This is a genomic window from Pseudomonas sp. PA-1-6B (assembly GCF_021609545.1).
In the GTDB taxonomy this organism is placed as follows: Bacteria; Pseudomonadota; Gammaproteobacteria; order Pseudomonadales; family Pseudomonadaceae; genus Aquipseudomonas; species Aquipseudomonas fluorescens_BV.
The window spans coordinates 79,918-99,138 of record NZ_WJZM01000007.1; the positions used below are offsets into that span (position 1 = coordinate 79,918).

14 protein-coding genes are annotated in these 19,221 nt (G+C 57.9%); 4 read left to right on the forward strand and 10 right to left on the reverse strand.

What is annotated here, in order from left to right; translation table 11 throughout:
- Positions 1 to 37: 37 nt before the first annotated feature.
- From GIV35_RS06160 to GIV35_RS06170, 3 genes are read right to left on the reverse strand one after another with little or no spacing between them, the layout of a single operon-like run.
- A complete protein-coding gene (locus tag GIV35_RS06160; protein WP_236264802.1) occupies positions 38 to 5,002 on the reverse strand; it encodes an RHS repeat-associated core domain-containing protein in 4,965 nt (1,654 codons plus the stop codon).
- 42 nt (positions 5,003 to 5,044) lie between these two features.
- The gene (locus GIV35_RS06165) at positions 5,045 to 6,022 is read right to left on the reverse strand and encodes a hypothetical protein (RefSeq protein WP_213154322.1); all 978 of its coding nucleotides are present in this window, start codon (positions 6,020 to 6,022) and stop codon (positions 5,045 to 5,047) included.
- 43 nt (positions 6,023 to 6,065) lie between these two features.
- Entirely contained in the window at positions 6,066 to 7,259 is a 1,194-nt protein-coding gene (locus GIV35_RS06170; protein WP_213154323.1) for a hypothetical protein, read from the reverse strand.
- Positions 7,260 to 7,518: 259 nt separating this feature from the next.
- Between GIV35_RS06170 and GIV35_RS06175 the strand changes: the two genes are divergently transcribed.
- Positions 7,519 to 8,295, forward strand: coding sequence for an ABC transporter substrate-binding protein (locus tag GIV35_RS06175; RefSeq protein ID WP_105226488.1), 777 nt, complete (start codon positions 7,519 to 7,521; stop codon positions 8,293 to 8,295).
- 159 nt (positions 8,296 to 8,454) lie between these two features.
- Here GIV35_RS06175 and GIV35_RS06180 read toward each other — a convergent pair whose 3' ends face one another.
- From GIV35_RS06180 to xylA, 7 genes are all read right to left on the reverse strand, one after another.
- The gene (locus GIV35_RS06180) at positions 8,455 to 9,081 is read right to left on the reverse strand and encodes a helix-turn-helix transcriptional regulator (RefSeq protein WP_057978045.1); all 627 of its coding nucleotides are present in this window, start codon (positions 9,079 to 9,081) and stop codon (positions 8,455 to 8,457) included.
- The gene (locus tag GIV35_RS06185) at positions 9,081 to 10,214 is read right to left on the reverse strand and encodes an NAD(P)/FAD-dependent oxidoreductase (RefSeq protein WP_014718055.1); all 1,134 of its coding nucleotides are present in this window, start codon (positions 10,212 to 10,214) and stop codon (positions 9,081 to 9,083) included. Before GIV35_RS06185 ends, GIV35_RS06180 begins: the two co-directional genes overlap by 1 nt.
- A gap of 13 nt (positions 10,215 to 10,227) precedes the next feature.
- Complete coding sequence (locus GIV35_RS06190; protein WP_236264801.1) at positions 10,228 to 11,175, reverse strand: ornithine cyclodeaminase family protein; 948 nt, start codon at positions 11,173 to 11,175, stop codon at positions 10,228 to 10,230.
- 224 nt (positions 11,176 to 11,399) lie between these two features.
- Positions 11,400 to 12,536, reverse strand: a complete 1,137-nt coding sequence (locus GIV35_RS06195; protein ID WP_106118377.1) for a sugar ABC transporter permease — start codon at positions 12,534 to 12,536, stop codon at positions 11,400 to 11,402.
- Positions 12,537 to 14,090 carry a D-xylose ABC transporter ATP-binding protein gene (gene xylG, locus GIV35_RS06200; protein WP_105226492.1) on the reverse strand — a complete coding sequence of 518 codons (1,554 nt, stop codon included), beginning with the start codon at positions 14,088 to 14,090 and terminating at the stop codon, positions 12,537 to 12,539.
- Entirely contained in the window at positions 14,087 to 15,088 is a 1,002-nt protein-coding gene (xylF, locus tag GIV35_RS06205; RefSeq protein WP_197883376.1) for a D-xylose ABC transporter substrate-binding protein, read from the reverse strand. The genes xylG and xylF overlap by 4 nt, the downstream gene beginning before the upstream one ends.
- 144 nt (positions 15,089 to 15,232) lie before the next feature.
- Positions 15,233 to 16,549 (reverse strand): xylose isomerase, encoded by a 1,317-nt coding sequence (xylA, locus tag GIV35_RS06210; protein ID WP_236264800.1) that lies wholly within the window; start codon positions 16,547 to 16,549, stop codon positions 15,233 to 15,235.
- 215 nt (positions 16,550 to 16,764) lie between these two features.
- On the opposite strand from xylA, the gene GIV35_RS06215 reads away from it, so the two are divergent.
- The 3 genes from GIV35_RS06215 to GIV35_RS06225 are packed head-to-tail and all read left to right on the forward strand — an operon-like array spanning position 16,765 to position 19,105.
- Entirely contained in the window at positions 16,765 to 17,247 is a 483-nt protein-coding gene (locus tag GIV35_RS06215) for a hypothetical protein (protein WP_105229124.1), read from the forward strand.
- Positions 17,248 to 17,303: 56 nt separating this feature from the next.
- The gene (locus GIV35_RS06220; protein ID WP_105226494.1) at positions 17,304 to 18,719 is read left to right on the forward strand and encodes a PAAR domain-containing protein; all 1,416 of its coding nucleotides are present in this window, start codon (positions 17,304 to 17,306) and stop codon (positions 18,717 to 18,719) included.
- Positions 18,716 to 19,105: a hypothetical protein gene (locus GIV35_RS06225; RefSeq protein ID WP_105226495.1), complete on the forward strand. Its 390-nt coding sequence runs from the start codon at positions 18,716 to 18,718 to the stop codon at positions 19,103 to 19,105. The genes GIV35_RS06220 and GIV35_RS06225 overlap by 4 nt, the downstream gene beginning before the upstream one ends.
- Positions 19,106 to 19,221: the final 116 nt, after the last annotated feature.

A 19,221-nucleotide genomic window follows, 5' to 3' on the forward strand; every position in this document is an offset into this window, starting at 1 on the left:
AAGCAGGCAAGATGTTACAGCCTAGCCTTACCATTCGTCATAGGCTGTAACGTCGCCCTCCTGATTGCTGGCGTGCGGTACGCTCGATCAAGTACCACGAATTTCGTCTGTCAAGAAGATCTAAGTAAAGCATGTCACGAATCTGTTCCGTAGAAAGGTACCCGTTTCTGATTTCATCAGGGGTAGGCGCAACTGCCTGGCGGACAGCTCGAGGATTGATGCCCTGCCGACGAAGACTTGATGGTAAAACACCGGGCTCGTTCCCGGCCCAGATTCGCCTCACCGCACTGATATAGCTGGGAGCCCGTTCTGGTAATACCGGTAAGGCGTGTAGTGCAGGGCGAGAGTGAGTGAGCACTGCCTGATTCATTTGGCGTGAAGTAGCAGACAAGTTGGCCAAGGCTCTGCCGGGCAATTGATTGAAAATATTTTCCAGCACGTGTTCCGGCATGCCGCTCAAGGTAGCATTCGGTCCGCCCCTCAGCGCTCCTCCTTGCACTTCCAACCTGGGTACCCCTCCTGCTGACTGCAGGTTTTGCTGCCAACGACCCACAAATTGACCCAGTTTCGCTGCGGCTTTCGAGGCGAGAGGCGCCAATGCGGTGACGCCTGAGGCTATTCCTGTGGCAAAGGACAGTACACCCAGTATGGACGCGGCTTCGGAATTACCCGAAGCCTCCAGTAGAAACGAAGCGACACCGGTGGTGGTCGCTACCACTCCCAGTGCCACTGACGTTACCGCCAATGCGCCACTTGTCGTGAGTGCCGCCAGCCCACCCGCCATTACCCCGACAACGGCGGACGCCGCTGTTCCGAATGAGGCGGCCGTCGCTAGGACGCCTATCAATAACCCTGCGCCAGCCAAGAACCATTTCCAGAAGCTATGCCCATCCGGGTCGACTCGGTTGAGCGGGTCACCGGCGCAATAGGCGTAACGGTTGAGTCCACCCCTACCGAATGGACTTTCATTGTCGGGTGCCAAGAACATCATAAGGTGAGGGTCGTAGGGTCGATAGCTGCCCAGCAAATAGCCACCTTCTACCAGTCCACGGGGCTCTCCGGCGTAGCCTAGCCGGCTTTTTCCGCTGCCCGTGTCCGCCCCATGGGCGGTGTAGCGCACGCGGCGGATCTGCTGATCGCTTTCAACCTGAACCGTGCCTTGACCATCGCAACCTGTCAGCAAGACCTCGCGTACAGCCTGGGCCATCGTATTCTGGGCAAACACGAAGGTGTCGTCGCGTAGTAACGATAATGCGTCGTCCGACCGGGAGCCGCGTGTACTGATCAGCCGATCACCCTGATAGAACCAGAGCGTCTTAACCCCGTCCTGTGTAGTTTGCGTGACTCTGCCCAGCGGGTCGTATTGATAATCGTATTGACCGTTGCCGCTGATCACTGCGCTGAGTCGCCCCTCTGCGTCCCATTGCAGCTCGCGGCCAAGACCGTCGCGTACCAGACGCCCATCGGCGTCGTACTCCAACGTCAGTGTCTGGGGGGCAGGGTAGGTATGTGTGATGGTAATGGGGCGGTCGGGGGCGGCGCAGTCGTAGGTAAACACCATGACATCGCAATTGCCGTCCGTATAGGTCGTGGTGACTTGTTCGTAGCCGTCCAGGGCGTTAAACGTGAACGTTTGCTGGCTGATAGGCTGGCCGGTGCGCGGGTCTTCGGGGCCCTCAGGGCCAGTCACCGATACTTCTACCAGCCTTGCACGCGCGTCATATTGAAATATCTCTTCGCTCAGCAGGTGGTTTTCTTCCTGCCAACGGCGGCTCGCCAGTTGGTCGCGCCCTGTCCACGTCAAAGTCTGGGTCAGTTGACGATGGTTATCGCCGACCCAGGTACGTGAAACTTCCCGCTCAAACTCATCATAGTGGAGGGTCTGTTTGAGAGACTGGGTAGGGCCTTGTGTGATGTATTGGCTGACGCGGCCGAATGTGTCGTAGGTAATTTGCAGTTCAACAGCTCCCAGCACCTGGCGCTCCGGACGGCCGTAAACGTCATAGAACGTTTGGTGTTCTGCGCCGTTGGAATCCGTAAACGACACGTGCCGTCCCTCCAATGAGTGCGTCCAATCCGTGCTATGCACTTGACCGTCCAGGCACAACTGTTCGGACAATAAGCGCCCGTTATTGGAGTACTGCCAAGTCAATGTGCCGAAGGGGCTGTGTGCTTGTGTTATCTGGCCGGACTTGAAGTCGTATTGAAAAGTGCTGTCCTGACTATCGCCGGGCGACAGTCGGGTCAATTGATTTTCAAGCATCGGTTCATAGGCATATGCCATGGAACGACCACTGCTGCTGGTTCGAGAGGCGGGCAGCTTCTGACCCTCGTTATAGTTGAGACATTCCTTCCGGCTACCGATGGTGCGGCTGACTGGACGACCGATGCCATCAAAGGTCTGCTTGCCTAGCGGCAAGGGTGTAAGGCCGATGGGTTTCAACGTAACGCTAACCGGATGATCCGCATCGCTATGCGGGGCGAATGCCCACTCAACCTCGCTGCCGTCTTCCAACCGACGGCGGGTAATACGTCCATATACATCGTAGTGCGTCTGCGTCTGCACACTGGTCTCGCCCGGTACGTTGACCGTATGGGACAAGGGACGATGAAGCCCGTCATGGGTCCAGGTTTCACTGCGCAGTATTTCATCGTTGCGAGCAAGCGACGTCATGCTGAGCACCTCGCCGGCACTGCCGCGTACTATCCGGGTTTTCGCAGTCACCAGGCCGTCCCGGCTTTCTCGCCAAATGTCGCTTGTCAGTGTGATGGGGTTGGCTTGAGTGTGCTCGAGCGTGCCGTCCGGGTATCTGATCGTGCTCATTTGGCCCCAGTCATCGAACTCATAACTGGTGGTGAGACTCAACGACTGTTCCCTTCCGGCAAACCAGTCCTGAGTGGTCTCTTGTAACAACTGTCCTTCGACGTTATAAACGCCGCGCCAGGTTTCCCGAAAGACCTGGCCGGTGATCAGGTCGTCACGCCGCTCCTCGCGCACTCGGCGCCCGGCGCCATCGAGATAGATACGTCTTTGCTGGCCTGCCAGATCGGTTTCTTCTGCCATGACGGCGCGTTGACGATAGCGGCCCGCGAGCACATAGCGACACGTGGCGCTGGCTTCGAATTCAGTGCCGGGTGCTACCGTGCTGCGAATGACACGACCCAGGGCGTCATATTCATAAAGGGTTTCCAAACCCTCTTCGCGATTGCTTAGCGTCAACCCCAAAAGACTGTCCCGGGTGACGTGTTCGGTTGATGTGTAGCTACCGTCATGGCCGGTAACTCTAATGTGGGTCGTCAGTGCGGTGGCGGTCAGAGTCCGGTGGTAATCGGTGGTGGTGATGAATCCTTGATTCTGCGTCTGTGATTGAGTCACCTGGGCGAAGAAAGGACTGTCGACGACGGTGTCATAACACTGGGTGGTGTGACCGATCAGAACCAGGCCATCTGCGGTGACGCTAAACGCCTCTTCCGACACGACGACCCACTGCAAGTGATCATCCGATTGGCGTCGCGGCAGGTGTTCATATCGGTAGTGCGTTTGCGTTATCGGCGCGCCGCCCGTTCCGCCAGAGTTTACGGATGCGGGCGTCACGATATGGTGTTGTATCCAGCGGACAAACATTTCCGTGTCGGCAACATCCTGCGTGCCGCCCAACGGGTAATAAACCCACTGCTCCACTCGGCCATCGGCATGGCGCTGTTCAAGGGTATTACCGTAATTGTCGTAGGCTGTTTGAGAGGTCTCTTCGCGCGCATCTTGCGCGTCTTCGTAGCGCTTGGTGACTTGAGTGGGTAGCTGACACCAGGCTGGCTGAGCCTCCCAGCCCAGCGTCGGGTCCTCACCATAGTCGGTGGTTGTCGTCACTGTCTTGCCGTTGCGCTGCACACGCTCTCGTGTCAGCAGATGGAATCGGTTCCAGGTCCGCTCGGTTTCTGACAGCACTAGCCCGGTATCGCTGTGCAACGTCTCCAGGCATGTATAGCTATACGACTCGGTGCGATAGAGATTGTCTTCTCCATCCCGCCAGCCTCCTGGCAGGTCGGCGCCGTTGCCGAGGAAGTTGGTGCTGCCCACCCATGTATAGGTTCGCGAGTTCGCAGGTTGACCCGCCCCAGGATCATGCCGATGCGCTGTCACACGGGGCAGCGAGGATAAAGGCGCGCCGGGTGGAAGTTGGTGGCCCTCGGTACCGGTGGCATACCACACCTCATCCTCGCTGCCCAAGGGGCCAGTCAGTCTGACGGGAAACAGCAATCCGTCGTGCTCGTCATAACTGAAGGTCCAGCGGCTGTCGTTGTCCGGCAGGATCAGTGTGCTGAGTTGGTCGCCGCTCAGGTGTAGCCTGTAGACACTTTTGGCGGCATCGTCTGGAAAAAGTTGAATCTGGAACTCGTCGATGGTGTCCCGAACAACTCGCAGCACCGCGCGCTGTTCATCGCGAATTTCAGCGAGGACATAACGCCCACTGCCATGGGGCAACCAGTCCAGAAATACCTGGCGCCCTTCAGCAGAGCGTATTTCCTGGGGCAGGGCCAAGCCGCTGTCGCCCTGAACGACCAGCCACTGGGTTTCGCCATCTTTGTACTCGACGCGAAAGCGGCGGCCGTCCGGTCCTTCCTGAATCACGCGGAAATTCAATAGCTTCTGGTCGATGAATACCAATCGACCTTGGTCGACGAATGTCGTCGCTTGACGATCGAGGCTGAAGCTTTCTCCCGTCGTCAACTGCAAACGCCCGGCGGGCAAGTCCAGTTCAGACATTGCCAGCATCCAGCCACGCCCGAATCCAAAATCTGTGTGGGACGACAGTGGACTGAACAGCAACCTGAACGACACGGAAGGGCCGGACTGATGATTGGCCTGAAGTTCCGGCAGGGCGATGTGGAGAGTGAGCTGGCCGGTGCGAGCATCGACGCCGTTGCTGACGTGACTCAGGAAATTACCGGCCTGTGTGTAAAGACCGCCTGTTTTCAAGCGGATTGAAGAAGCGCTGTCCATGCCCGAAACTCCTGATGATGAGAGGAGACCTGCGAGGGAAAATCACAACAACACCAACTCCAAGCGGCCAGTCGGCGTTCGGTCTTTGAATGCAATATTCAATAGGTGCTCATTGCCGTACGTGTCGATGGCGCGCAGCTGACAAGGGCCGCCTTGATTGATCGCACTTTCACTGTGGTAGGGAATATTGTTGCCGCCCTGCAGCACCACAGTCACATGGCCTCTTCTTGGACGCGCAACCGTAGTGGCAGGGGAAAACTCCGAGCCGAGGTTAATCGCTGTGTTGTAATTGACGTTGGGCTCGCCCGGTGCGGCGTATCCGACATGGGAGGCCCGCGTGACCGTGTTGTCGCGGTCAACCCATTGAATCATTCCCATGGGGCTCATACCTGTTACCGAGAGTAATTCGACCACGGGCATCTGCACATTCTTTCCAGCGAGTTGGTACTCCCAGGTGAATAAATCGCTGTTGGGGTTGCCCGCGACCAAGTCTCGATTGAACGTGTAGTTGTCAGGGATACTAAAGTGCGGAATTTCTGCCGTTCTAAGGTCGACATACGATTTGAACGTGGCATCTATTGCGGTGTTGTAAGTAACAGGCCCTTGCGCGGTGTGCTGGGTGATTTGTGCATACAATCGGACCGATGCCCCCGTGGGAGCACGGCTCAGGATATAAAAATCTTTTTGAAAGAAATTGACATTCTCAGGCTCTTTTTGAGTAAGCGGTGGGCTGACAGCGCTCGCTGGATAAGGCAGGTACTGATTTTTCGTTTGGGAATAGAACCATTCACTGCCGTCGTCACCTCCGGGTAATATTGGGAAGAGTTCGTTTTTACGCGTGGTAATACACACGCTCTCTAATTCATCGTCAGAAATGGTCTGGCCTGTTCTGGGAGCAATGATCAATGTCACCAATACTTGTTGACGGGCGTTGGGATAGAGCAGCGCCGACAAACTGGTCAAACTTATTTCGAATCGGCTCAGCCAATTATTGGAGGCGCGGAGGGTTTGTTTAGTCATGCTATTCACCGTGAGCGTATCGGCTCCTGAAATGACGTGGTATTCACATTTCGAAGGAGTCCTGAAAGATATTGACCGGCGCTTCCTCTATGCGAAGACTGTATCTCGTGCTGTCATTTTCTGGATCTAATAACGCCACACTTGATTTAAATCGTTGCGAGTTACCAAAAGCGTCAAAAGTGGTAAATTCTTTAGAAGAATTTCTGACAAGGCTGTTACTTGTTGGCACCACGCCTGAAACCACGAATACCAACCTATCGGTGCTTGGCTTGAAGTAACCATTTTCTCTCAGCCATTGACCAGCTTGGTCATTCCAGTTCGAAGGGTAGGTATACCAGAGAAAGTTCGGCTTGTCGGGTTCGCGGACGCCGACCAGGAGGGAGAAGTAGGCCTTTCCAGAACCATGACGGAGATCGTATATGTTCCAAATAAACCATTCATCGTCATGTTCAACGTGTTTAATCGCAATGGCCCTTGCGGTGCCGGGCAAGTTAAATCCGATGTAATGGTTGTAGGTATACCAATACTGGCTGTGATAACGCACTTGTTCGACTGTTTCTACCAGGCCGCCATTTCCCGCAGTGTAATAGTTCTGCGTTACTGACCTAAGATAGACGGAACTGTAGAAACGACCATTCTGCCCGGCGCCGCCATAAGGCACATCCTCGTTACGGCTGGTGTAATCAACGCTCGTGCCAGGTAAACGGACACGTACGGCGAATCGGTCTACCATGCCCCCGGGGTTTGCGTCATTGGTCAAGTATCGTTTAAATACTTTTCGTTGGGTTTGTGTACCGTCCGGAGAGTAAAGAGTGAGCGGTTCCGGTGTTGGCGCAGGCAAGAACTGACTGGGCGCCACGCTTTCCGGTCTGTACGATTGCGGAGGGGGTGATGAGTCAATTTCTTGAACAGTGAAACTCTCATCAAACGGTAAATAGCCTTTTTCATGCGGGCCAGTTTTTGCAGGCCAGTGACCTCGCAGGGCGATGAACGGAATGATTTCGACCGTTGTTCCATCGGGTACGACGGTCACTTGTCCATGTTCATCTCGCGCCTCCAGCGTAATCAAAAATTCGGAAACCTGGCGCCGGTTGTTATAAAGCCGGGCGGTAGCATTTTCTCTTCCTTGAAACTGCTGCTGTTCAAGCAGCAAGTAGCTGATGGTCCTTGCGGAACCTGCGGTCATTGGGTATCCGCCGCCAGGCATGTCGATTTCAGTTAACGGCGTATCGCTCATGATTTAATCATCCAATTCGAACTGACTTAAGGTTCATCACCAAGCCAATCAGATAGGAGAGGGCGCGCAGCGTCTACCTGTCAATATTGACAGTCGCGACGAGTGGTATATGCGCATGGCTTGCGAGAGTCGGCTGCTCTGCGTGTCCAACGTCCTGTTGATTTAAAGTACGATAAAGTCCAATATAGATTTTGTAGTATGTATGATCTTTCGTTTTGACATTCTTGCCAAACCAACAACAACTTGCGAGAACCCCTCCATGAAGAAACGCCATCTCCTTCCCGTCCTGGCCCTGAGCCTGTTTGCCGCCAGCCACCTGCTGGCCGCCGAGAAAACCCTGCGCATTGGCATTGAGGCCGCTTACCCACCGTTCGCCTCCAAAACCGGTGACGGCAAGATCGTGGGTTTCGACTACGACATTGGCAACGCCCTGTGTGCGCAAATGAAGGTCAAGTGCGTGTGGATCGAAGGGGAGTTCGACGGGCTGATTCCGTCCCTCAAGGTCAAGAAGATCGACATGGCGTTGTCGTCCATGACCATCAACGAAGACCGCAAGAAGTCGGTGGATTTCACCCACAAGTACTACTTCACCTCGTCGCGTCTGGTGATGAAGGACGGCGCCGTGGTGGATGACCAGTACGCCAGCCTCAAGGGCAAGAACGTCGGTGTACAGCGCGCCACGACTACCGACCGGTATGCCACCGAGGTGTTCGAGCCCAAGGGCATCAACGTCAAGCGCTACAGCAATAACGAAGAAATCTACATGGACCTGGCAGCGGGGCGCCTGGATGCGATCTTTGCCGACACCATTCCCCTGAGCGACTTCCTGTCGATGCCGCGCGGGCAGGGTTATGCCTTTGTCGGCCCGGAGCTCAAAGACCCGAAATACGTGGGTGAGGGGGCCGGCATCGCAGTACGCAAGGGCAATGGCGAGTTGGTCAGCGAATTGAATGCGGCCATCGACGGCATTCGCGCCAGCGGCGAATACCAGAAGATTTCACAGCAGTACTTCAAGGCCGATATCTACGGCGACTGACCCAAGGAAATACGCGGTGAATGTGGGAGCTGTCGAGCTTTAGCGAGGCTGCGAAAGCGGTGGGTCAGGCGATGAAAATGTTGACCTTGCCGGCCCCTTCGCAGCCTCGCTAAAGCTCGACAGCTCCCACAGGGGATCGGCGCTGTGGTCAGAAAGGGTTCAAGCCTTCAATTCCTTCAAATGCTTGTAGACCGTCGCCCGCCCCATGCCCAGCACATTGGCCACATAGTTGGAGGCGCTCTTGCCCTTGAAGGCTCCCTCAGCATGCAGCGCCAGCACCAGTTCGCGTTTGTGGTCGCGGGTCAACAGGTTCAGGCTCAACTGCCGCTCGCGCAGCCAGGCATGCAGGAAGGTGTTGATGCGTTCCTGCCAGTCATCGCGAAACAGCGCGTCCGGCTGTGCGATCAGCTTGCTTGGCGACAGGAATAAATCCAGCGCCGCCTTGGCCGTTTCGAACATTGAAATATTCAGGTTGATGCACAACACAGCCAGCCGGTGACCTTTGTGGTCGTGCAGCACGGTACTCAGGCTGCGGATTTTCTGGCCGTCCCAGTTGAGCTTTTCGTAAGGGCCGATATTCACCTCGCTGACGTCGCCGTCGAGCATGTCCTCCAGGGACGAGTCGTCACCCAGGCTGCGTTTGGACAGGTTATTGGCGATGTAATCCACGGTTTGCGTGCGCAGGTCATGCAGCACCACTTCTGCATGGGGAAAGAACAACGTGGCGATTGCATCGGCAATCGCGCGGAAGTTCTGCATGACCTTGTCTTGTTCAGCGGTGTTCATCAATGGGGCTCCAGGCGGACCGGGGAGAGCATACCAGCGTCCAGGCCGAACCGGGTCAGTGCCTCCGGCAGCGGTTCGCCGCGCACCAGGGCGGCGCTTGCCTGGCCCATGGCGGGTGAGGTCTGGATACCATAGCCGCCTTGCGCTGCCACCCAAAACAGCCCCGGTACTTGCGGGTCAAAGCCCGACAGCAAATCACCGTCCTGCACAAAACTGCGCAGCCCGGCCCAGGTCCGCGTCGGCCGGCGGATGGTCAGGGTGGTGGCTTCCTCGATCTGGTAAATGCCCATGGCAATATCCAGCTCTTCGGGTTGCACGTCCTGGGGTTCTACCGGGTCGGCGTTGGCCGGCGAGCCGAGGAACATGCCGGCATCCGGTTTCATGTAGAACGCTTCGTCGAGGGCCACCAGCATCGGCCAGTCGTGGCTGTCCATGCCCTCGGGGCCAGCGAAGACGAAGGCCGAGCGGCGCTTGGGCTGCAAGCCGATGGACGCCGCGCCCGCCAGCCCGCCGATATGGTCGGCCCAGGCACCGGCGGCGTTGATGATGACCGGCGCGGTGAAGGTCGCATCCTGGGTGCGCACCTGCCACAGGCCGTCGGCGTCGCGGCTCAAGCCCAGCACATGGCTGTCGGTGCGCACTTCGCCCTGGTTGCGGCGGATACCGCGCAGGTAGCCTTGATGCAGGGCGTCGGTGTCGATGTCGCAGGCGGTAGGGTCGTAGATTGCCCCGTGGACTTTTTCACGGCGCAGGATTGGCAAGCGTGCACAGGCTTCATCGACCGTCAGGCGCTGCACCTGCGCCACGGTGGCCTTGGCGCTCAGGTACTGGCTGTCGAGTTCGGCCGGGTCGCCGTTGAAATCCACGGTCATTTCGCCCCGGGGCGTCAGCAGGGGGTGTTCGCAAAAGCCTGCAGGTGGCTGGTCGAAGAAGGCCCGGCTGGCCAAGGTCAGCGCGCGTACTTGCGGGGTGCCGTACGCGGCGGTGTAGAGCGCTGCCGAACGCCCGGTGGAGTGATAGGCCGGATGGTTTTCACGCTCCAGCACCAGGACCTTGCCGTGCTGCGACAACCAGAACCCGGTGGACGCGCCGGCAATGCCGCCGCCGATGATGATGAAGTCTGCCTGATGCATAACAATCTCCTGATTAGCGCTGCCGTTGGTACAGGGCATTGGCCAGGGCGATGTCTTCCAGGCCCAGGCCGATGGAGCGGAAAAAGACGTGACGATCGTAGTCGGGGCGCTGGGCCATGTCGCTGAACAACTCGGGCAGGTCCCCGACAATTGTGCGTTTGTCCCAGCCGTGCTGCTCGCTGGCGATCAGCATCTCACCGGCTGAACCTGGGGTGGTCTGGCGGTAGTCGCAGAATACGTGCATCTGGTTGAGGCAATGTGGCGGTACTTCATGGGCACGTGGCGCGTTGGTGCTGATGGAGGTAATCAGCGCGGGTTTACTCAGGCGCGAGGGGTCGATGACCGGCCCGGCGGACGAAGTGCACAGCAGGATCACATCCGCGCCTTCCAGGGCGGCCTCACAACTTGCGACGAGGCTCAGGCGCGGGTCCAGGCTAGCCAACTGCGCACGCGTTTCGGCGCTGGCGCTGCCCAGGCTTGGCGAGTACAGGCGGATTTGCTGCCAGTCGCGCAGGTTCTGCACATAACGCAGGTGGGCCTGGGCGACCTTGCCGCTGCCGATGATCGCCAGGCGTTGCGCCGCCGCGGGCGCCAGCGCATCCACTGCCAAAGCCGTGGCGGCGGCGGTGCGTGCAGTGGTCAATTCAGCGGCATCGCACAACAGCAACGGCTGGCCGCTGTGCATCGACATCAACAGGGTCCAGGCCGTCACCAAAGGGCCCTGATCACGCACGATATAGGGGGAGGTCTTGACCCCGTACACGCCGTCTCCGGCCAGTACGCCCAGGTAGTTGATGAAATCCCCGGCGCCTTGGGGAAATTCCACCAGCTGTTGCGCCGGCTGCACCGCTTGCCCTGCGGCGAGGTCGCGGAACAGTTTGCGCAGGATCGCGGGTACATCGACTTGAGCCAATAAAGTACGGGCCTGGGCCTGGTCGATGACGAGGGGCGTCGTGGACATGGGGTTCTCCGGATAAACTAATTTGTCCATTATGGACTTTTAGTTTTTATCCGCAATAACCTGAGGTAAAAATGAGATCAATGTGGGGGGAGCCATGAAGATCAAATGTGGGAGCTGGCTTGCCTGCGATAGCGGTGTGTCAGTCGGTCCATCAGGTGGCTGACCCGCCGCCATCGCAGGCAAGCCAGCTCCCACAGGTGATCGGTGGTGTTCTGGCGGACGAGTTATCGCCTGCCCGAGCGCGTACTCACATCCACCCACACCGCCAGCACCAGAATGCTGCCCTTCACAATCATCTGCCAGTAGCTGTCCACATCGAGCATCGACATGCCGTTGTCCAAACTTGTAATCACCAACGCGCCAAGCAACGCGCCATAGACGGTGCCCGAGCCGCCGCGCATCGACGTGCCGCCGATAAAACAGGCCGCGATGGCATCGAGTTCACCCATGTTGCCCGCCGAGGGTGAACCCGCAGCAAGGCGGGCGGTGTTGACCAGGCCGGCCAGCGCGCACATCACCCCCATGATGCCGAAGATCCACAGTTTCACCGCTTGCACGTTGATGCCGGATAGGCGTGTGGCTTCCATATTGCTGCCTACCGCATACACGCGGCGGCCGAATACGGTCTGGCTGGTGACGTAGCTGAATACGCCGAGCAGCACCAGCAACAGCAGAACCGGCACGGGGATACCGTCGTAGCTGTTGAGGGTGGTGACGAACCCGGCGAGCACCGCGCCGATCAATACCACGCGTAACACGTCGCGCACCAAAGCGTGCGCGGCCAAGCCATGCAGTGCGCGGTTGCGCCGCTGCTTCCAGGTGAGGAACAGCGTCAGTGCGAACAGCAGTACGCCAAGCCCCGCGCCCACGCTGTGGGGCAAATACCCCTGGCCCACATACACCAGCGACGGCGACACCGGCGCAATGGTGGTGCCGCCGGTAATCCCCAGCAGAATCCCGCGAAACGCCAACATCCCGCCCAGGCCGACGATGAACGAGGGGATGCGCAGGTAAGCGGTCATGTAGCCGTTGGCCAGGCCGATCATCAAGCCGCACAGCGCCACCAGGCTCAGGTTGGCCAATAGCGGCACGTGATAGACCACATCCAGAATCGCCGCCAGCCCGCCCAACAGCCCGAGCAACGAGCCCACCGACAAGTCGATCTCGCCGCTGATAATCACCAGCACCATGCCGCACGCCAATATCCCGGTGATCGACATCTGCCGCAGCAGGTTGGAGAGGTTGCGCGGGGTGAGAAAACCGCCCTCGGTCTGCCAACTGAAAAACAACCAGATGAACGCGACGGCGATCACCAGCGCGAGCATTTTGTAGCGGGTGAAAAGATGTTTGACCTGGTTCATCTACGCGGTCTTCCGATCATTAGGGTTATGGCTGAGCGCGGCGGCGAGCACCTGTTCCTGGGTGAGCCCGTCATTGATGAAATCCCCTCGCAACTGGCCGTCGCCAATCACCAGCACGCGGTTGGACACGCCGAGCACTTCGGCCAGTTCCGAGGAGACCATGATGATCGACACGCCTTCGGCCGCCAGCGCGCCCATCAGTTTGTAGATCTCGTACTTGGCGCCCACGTCCACCCCGCGTGTGGGTTCGTCGAGGATCAGCACCTTGGGCTGGGTCATCAGCATTTTCGCCAGCACGGCCTTTTGTTGGTTGCCGCCTGAGAGGCTGGTGATCGGCAGCGACGGGCTGGCGGTCTTGAGGTGCATGCGGGCGATCTGCTGGTCGATGCTGCCCAGTTCGGCCTCAGCGTCGATGCGGGTCATGTGCGCGTAGGTGTCGAGCACCGCCAGGGTAATGTTCTGGCCTACCCCCAGGTCGGGGATGATGCCTTGGCGCTTGCGGTCTTCTGGGACCATGCACAGCCCGGCGCGGATCGACTTGAGCGGCGTGCGCGTATCGATCACCTGGCCGTCCAGCCATACTTCGGCGCTATAGCGGCCGGGGTAAGCGCCGAACAGCGCCGACACCAACTCCGTGCGCCCGGCGCCCACCAAGCCGGCGATGCCAAGGATTTCACCGCGCCTGAGCACGAAGGAGATGTCGTCGACGCGCTTGCGCTTGGGGTTGTCGACGTCGTAGCAGGTGACGTTACGCGCTTCGAAGATCACCTCGCCCACTTCATGGGGTTCGGTGGGGTAGAGGTTGCTCATTTCGCGGCCGACCATCTGCGTGATGATCCGGGGGATGTCCATGTCTGCCATGGCAGTGGTTGCGATGTGCTTGCCGTCGCGAATCACCGCAATGGTGTCGCACACTGCTGCCACTTCATCGAGCTTGTGGGAGATGTACACGCAGGCCACGCCCTTGGCCTTCAGGCCCTTGATAATCTCCAGCAACACCTCGATTTCGCCACGGGTCAAGGCCGAGGAAGGCTCGTCAAGGATCAACAGGCGTGCCTGTTTGTTCAGGGCCTTGGCGATCTCCACCAGTTGCTGGTAGCCGCCGCCGTACTGCGACACCGGCAGCGCCACATTCATGTCTGGCACCTTGAGTTCGCGCATCAAGACTTCGGCGCGGTGCAGCATCGCCGGGTAGTTCATGCGCCCAGCGGGCAGGGTCAGCTCGTGGCCCATGAAAATGTTCTCGGCCACCGACAGGTCGGGCACCAGGGTCAGTTCCTGGTGAATGATGACAATGCCGGCCGCCTCGGTTTCGCGGATGGACTGGGCCTTGAGCGGCTGCCCATCCCAGAGGATTTCCCCCGCCCAGGTGCCGTGCGGGTACACCGCCGATAGCACCTTCATCAAGGTGGATTTACCCGCACCATTTTCACCGCACAGGCCCACGCATTCCCCAGGCTTGACCTTGATATCGATACCGTTGAGGGCGTTGACACCGCCAAAGCTTTTGACGATGCCGTTCATTTGCAGCAGGTAATCGGCGGCCACGGTCATTGCCCGGCGATCTGCTCTTTGGTGTAGAAACCATCCTTTTCCAACAGGTCGATATTGGCTTTGGTCAACGGCGTCGGGGTGAGCAGGATGGTGTCGACCTTTTTACTGCCATTGTCGTATTGCGAGCTGTAGGTCGGCTGTTCGCTGCGTGCCAGCTGAACCGAAAGCTTGGCCGCTTCGGTGGCGATCAGCTTGAGCGGTTTGTACACGGTCATGGTCTGGGTGCCATCGATCACGCGCTTGATTGCCGCAAGGTCAGCGTCCTGGCCGGAGATCGGCACCTTGCCCGCCAGCTTCTGCGCGGCCAGGGCCTGGATTGCACCGCCGGCGGTGGCGTCGTTGGAGGCGACAATAGCGTCGATCTTGTTGTCGTTACGGGTCAGGGCGTTTTCGACAATGCTCAAGGCTTCGGTGGGGTTCCATTCCTTGACCCATTGCTGGCCGACGATCTTGATATCGCCTTTGTCGATGGCTGGTTGCAGCACCTTCATCTGGCCTTCGCGCAGCACCTTGGCGTTGTTGTCCGTCGGTGCGCCGCCGAGCAGGAAGTAATTGCCCTTGGGCGCCGCTTGCAACACGCCGCTGGCCTGCATTTCGCCGACTTTTTCATTATCGAAGGAAATGTAGGCGTCGATGTCGGCGTTGAGGATCAGGCGATCATAGGACACCACCTTGATCCCGGCCTTCTTGGCTTCGGCCACCGCGTTGGTCAGCACCGTGGCGTTGAACGGCACAATCACGATCACATCGACGCCCCGGGAGATGAGGTTTTCGATCTGGGCAATCTGCTTCTGTTCGTTGGCATCGGCAGACTGCACGAACACCTTGGCGTCGAGCTTTTCCGCGGCGGCGACAAAGTAATCACGGTCGCGGGACCAGCGCTCCAGGCGCAGGTCGTCGATGGAAAAACCGATTTTCGGGTGCGCAGAATCCGCCATTACCGGCAGGGCGAGCAGCGCCAGGGCTGCGGCGAGCAGGGCAGGTTTGAATGACTTCATGGTGGTGCGTCCTTTTATTGTTGTTGGAAAGACACTAGGTGAAGATCCTCTTTGTGGCGAGGGAGCTTGCTCCTGCTGGAGTGCGTAGCACTCCCATTTTTTGGGGCCGCTTCGCGCCCCAGCGGGAGCAATCTCTGGCCACAGTCAGGTGTAGATAAACCGATTCACCACGCCTTCAAGCATCTCCTGGCGCCCACTCACCGCCTGTGGGTCCAGTTCGTTGGCAAAGGCATGTTCAGCCAATGACTCCAGGCTGAACTCACCGGCCAACACCGCCTGGCCCAATGGCTGCTGCCAGCCGGCATAGCGTTGGTCCTTGAACTGCTGCAAGCGGTCGTCCTGCACCATCGCCGCCGCACGCTCCAACGCCAGGGCCAGCACATCCATGGCGGCGACATGCCCGTGGAACAGGTCCACCTCGTCGAGGCTCTGGCGGCGCACCTTGGAATCGAAGTTATAGCCGCCGTTCTTGAACCCGCCGGCCTTGAGGATTTCATAGGTGGCCAGGGTCATCTCCTCGACACTGTTGGGGAACTGGTCGGTGTCCCAGCCGTTCTGCGGGTCGCCGCGGTTGGCGTCGATACTGCCGAAGATCCCCAACGACACGGCGGTGGCGATCTCATGATGAAAGCTGTGCCCGGCCAGCGTCGCGTGGTTGGCCTCGATGTTCACTTTGATCTCGTGTTCCAGGCCGTACTCATGCAGGAAGCCGAACACGGTGGCGCTGTCGTAATCGTATTGGTGTTTGGTCGGCTCCTGGGGCTTGGGCTCGATCAACAGGTCACCCGTAAAGCCGATCTTGTGCTTGTGTTCAACCACCATGCGCATAAAACGCCCGAGCTGTTCGCGCTCGCGCTTGAGGTCGGTGTTGAGCAAGGTTTCATACCCTTCACGGCCACCCCACAGCACATAGTTGGCGCCCTTGAGACGTAGCGTGGCGTTCATCGCGCTGAACACCTGGGCGGCAGCGAAGGCGAACACCTCTGGGTCTGGGTTGCTCGCCGCCCCGGCGGCGAAACGCGGGTTGCTGAAGCAATTGGCGGTGCCCCACAGCAGCTTGATGCCGGTCTGTTCCTGATGGCGCTCCAGGTGGTCGATCATCTGCGCAAAGTGGTTGCGGTACTCCTTGAGCGTGCTGACTTCGGGCGCCACATCGGTGTCGTGAAAGCTGTAGTAGTCGATGCCCAGCTTGGAAAAAAACTCAAACGCCGCCTCGGCCTTGCCGATGGCCACCTCCAGCGGATCGCCACTGCGTTGCCAAGGGCGTTTGAACGTCCCCATCCCAAACATATCCGCCCCCGGCCACACAAAGGTATGCCAGTAACAGGCCGCCATGCGCAGGTGCTCCCGCATGGGCTTGCCGAGGATCAGTTTGTTGGCGTCGTAGTGACGAAACGCGAGGGCAGAGGTGCTGGCAGGGCCTTCGAAGCACACCTTCTCGACACCGGGGAAGTACGGCATGGGGTTTTCCTTATTGTTCTGGGCGGTGTCTGGATACTAGCAATGGCACCTGGGCGGCTGATTATGAAAATCACCAAAGGGGAGTGCGATTTTGAGTGAAGGGCTGAGAACGGCGCAGGGAGTACAGGATTTAGGGAAACGTCTGACTTTACGGTGGGGATATGCCTCTTCAAAGTTTGGGGGTAACAAAGACCACCTCTCTAAGGGCAATACTTATGAACGCATCGCACACCTCGCTATATACCAATGACCTGACGTCTGACGTATTCAGTCAATTAGATAGTTCACCCTTTACGGAACAACAATTGTCCCATTTTAATGAGCAGGCTCTGCAGTTAGTTAAAGACCAACGCGCTTATTGCAGCGCTCATCCGCCCATTGCTATTTACCGAGTCGCCACTGAGGGCAGTCAGACCCGCAACGGTGGAACCATCAAGAAAACCGCATCGGAGTTTGAATTTCGATTGGCTGACGGTTCGCAGGTCCGTGGCGCGCATAAAGGAGATTACGTGGAGTACGCCGACGGCACTCAGGCGCTTATCATGACCGGCTCGGGTGAAGGTAATAGCGACTTCGCATTGGTAGGCAGTCACCTCAGTAATGGTGACCAGATCGTTAATACACTTCAGGACTCGTTACTCTTTGTCGAGCGTCACGGCGTGCCATTGGCAGAAGACTTCCTGCCTACCATTGAGTGATGAGTTGGCCAGGGCGCAACGCCCTGGTTTATCCGACATGAATGTAAGGAAGTAGCATGAGCGTAGGTTATTTCATTGGCCTGGGTGATAAAACCACCTGCGGCGGCAAAGTGCTGGACGGTGATAGCCGCATCAACTTATATGGCCTCCTTCACGCCCGTGAAGGAGATCGGGTCAGCTGCGGAAAAGATGGCAAAACCTATAAGATCGTTGGCGGCATTTACTACATGAACAGTCACGGCAAGCTGATGGCGGGCACGCTGGACAGCCACAGTGACTGCCCGTGTAAAGCCCGGCTGATTCCCTCGGTTTTTACAGCCACCTATGAAAGCCGAAACACCGCACCACAAGGCCCCCGTAGAACAATCGAAATGTCCCAAGCAGTGGCCAGCGGCAACCCCGTTGCACACTCCCAGTCTGCGTACACCCCCTCAACCAATTTGTCCCCCGTTGCATTTACCGGTTTGCAGGGCGAGGAACCAGGTTTTTATATCGTCCCCAAAAGCATCCCCCGCGAGGCGCTGGAAGCCACACTTTTTCCGACGCTCGACCCGGCTGTAATGCGCAAGTTTCAAGCACTGAACCCGAGTACGAGCCACGTCAAAGCCGGCTCGATGATCGTGCTCAGCGACCCGAACAACACCTCCTGCACCTATCAGGAAGCGCAACTGATGCAGGCTGCACAACATGTCAGCGCATCACTGGATGGGCTGACACCCGACGAGGCCGACTTTCTGTATCGCCATGGAGCTGAAATCGCTGGGTTCGTCGGGCAGACCTCAACCTGGCTAGGCGTCAGTGCGGTAGTGATGGAAAAGCACCTGAACAACTTGCGCGATACGCTGCAGGCCATGGAACGCCTGCATCAGGACAGCTATCGGCAGCACGGGCACCTTAGGTCACCGCAGTTCTTCACTGATCGCCAACGATTGATGAACCAGTTGGATGCTCATCTGCTCAACTCCACCCGCCTGCGCGGGCAGACCACCTTGGGCGATCACCCAAAGTTGAAAACGGCCCTGGGTATATCCAGTCGCAGCTTGGTGCATCACTGGGACAAGGCGGGTGGGCCGGGGCAGATTCCGGGGTATGCCGCTCATGTGGAGGCGGTCAGCCGTGCCACGAAGTACATGAAGGCAGGGGGTTATATCGGTATTGGACTTGGGGGAGTGTCTTCGTTGTTGGCTATTGAGCAGGTGTGTAACGGGGATTCTGGGGCGGCTTGCGAGAGGGTCAAGTTTACGGAAGTAGGAAAGTTTGTGGGGTCTACTTCTCTTGGGGCTTTGAGCGGAGTGATGGCTGGTGCTGCCAGTGGTTCTATTTGCATAGCAATGGGCGTGGCGACTGGAGGCGTTGGCGGGGTAATTTGTGTTGCGGCTATAGTGGGAGCGGGCGCATGGGTGGGTACGACGGGCGGGGGGATGGCGGGTGAAGCTATTGGAGAAAAACTCTACCAAGTTAATCAACCATGAGCAGTATTGACACTTGGCCTCTCTGGATCGCGATCTCCTTTCTAGGGGGGCCAATGTTGCTTGCAACTTTGACCCTTACATACAGCCTTTACCTGACCCATCGTCACATGGACGCCATAAAGGAGGCCTTAAAGCACAGCCGTTATATCTATATCTGGGGGCCAAGCCTTGGAAAACGAGGCTTGATTTGGTCACTTTTAGAGATGGGTAAAATTTCGGGAATGCTACTGTGGCCAAAAGCTTCTCTCATTAATGGAGAGCTGGACCCAACCGATCTTGAAAACTTCCCACCTCACTTAAAGCTTCGACTTACCCTTAATCTGAAAACAATGATCATCGCCTTCATTTGGATGTTGATCGGGGTTGCTCTGCTGGAGTTCAGGTAGTTCTGCGGTGAGATTCTTAACTTGAAAGCCCTCGGCACTTTACACCCATGCCCTGACACATCATTGGGTTTCGGTGGTTATGCCGAGGCAAACCTCAAATTGAAGCCTACCCGTTC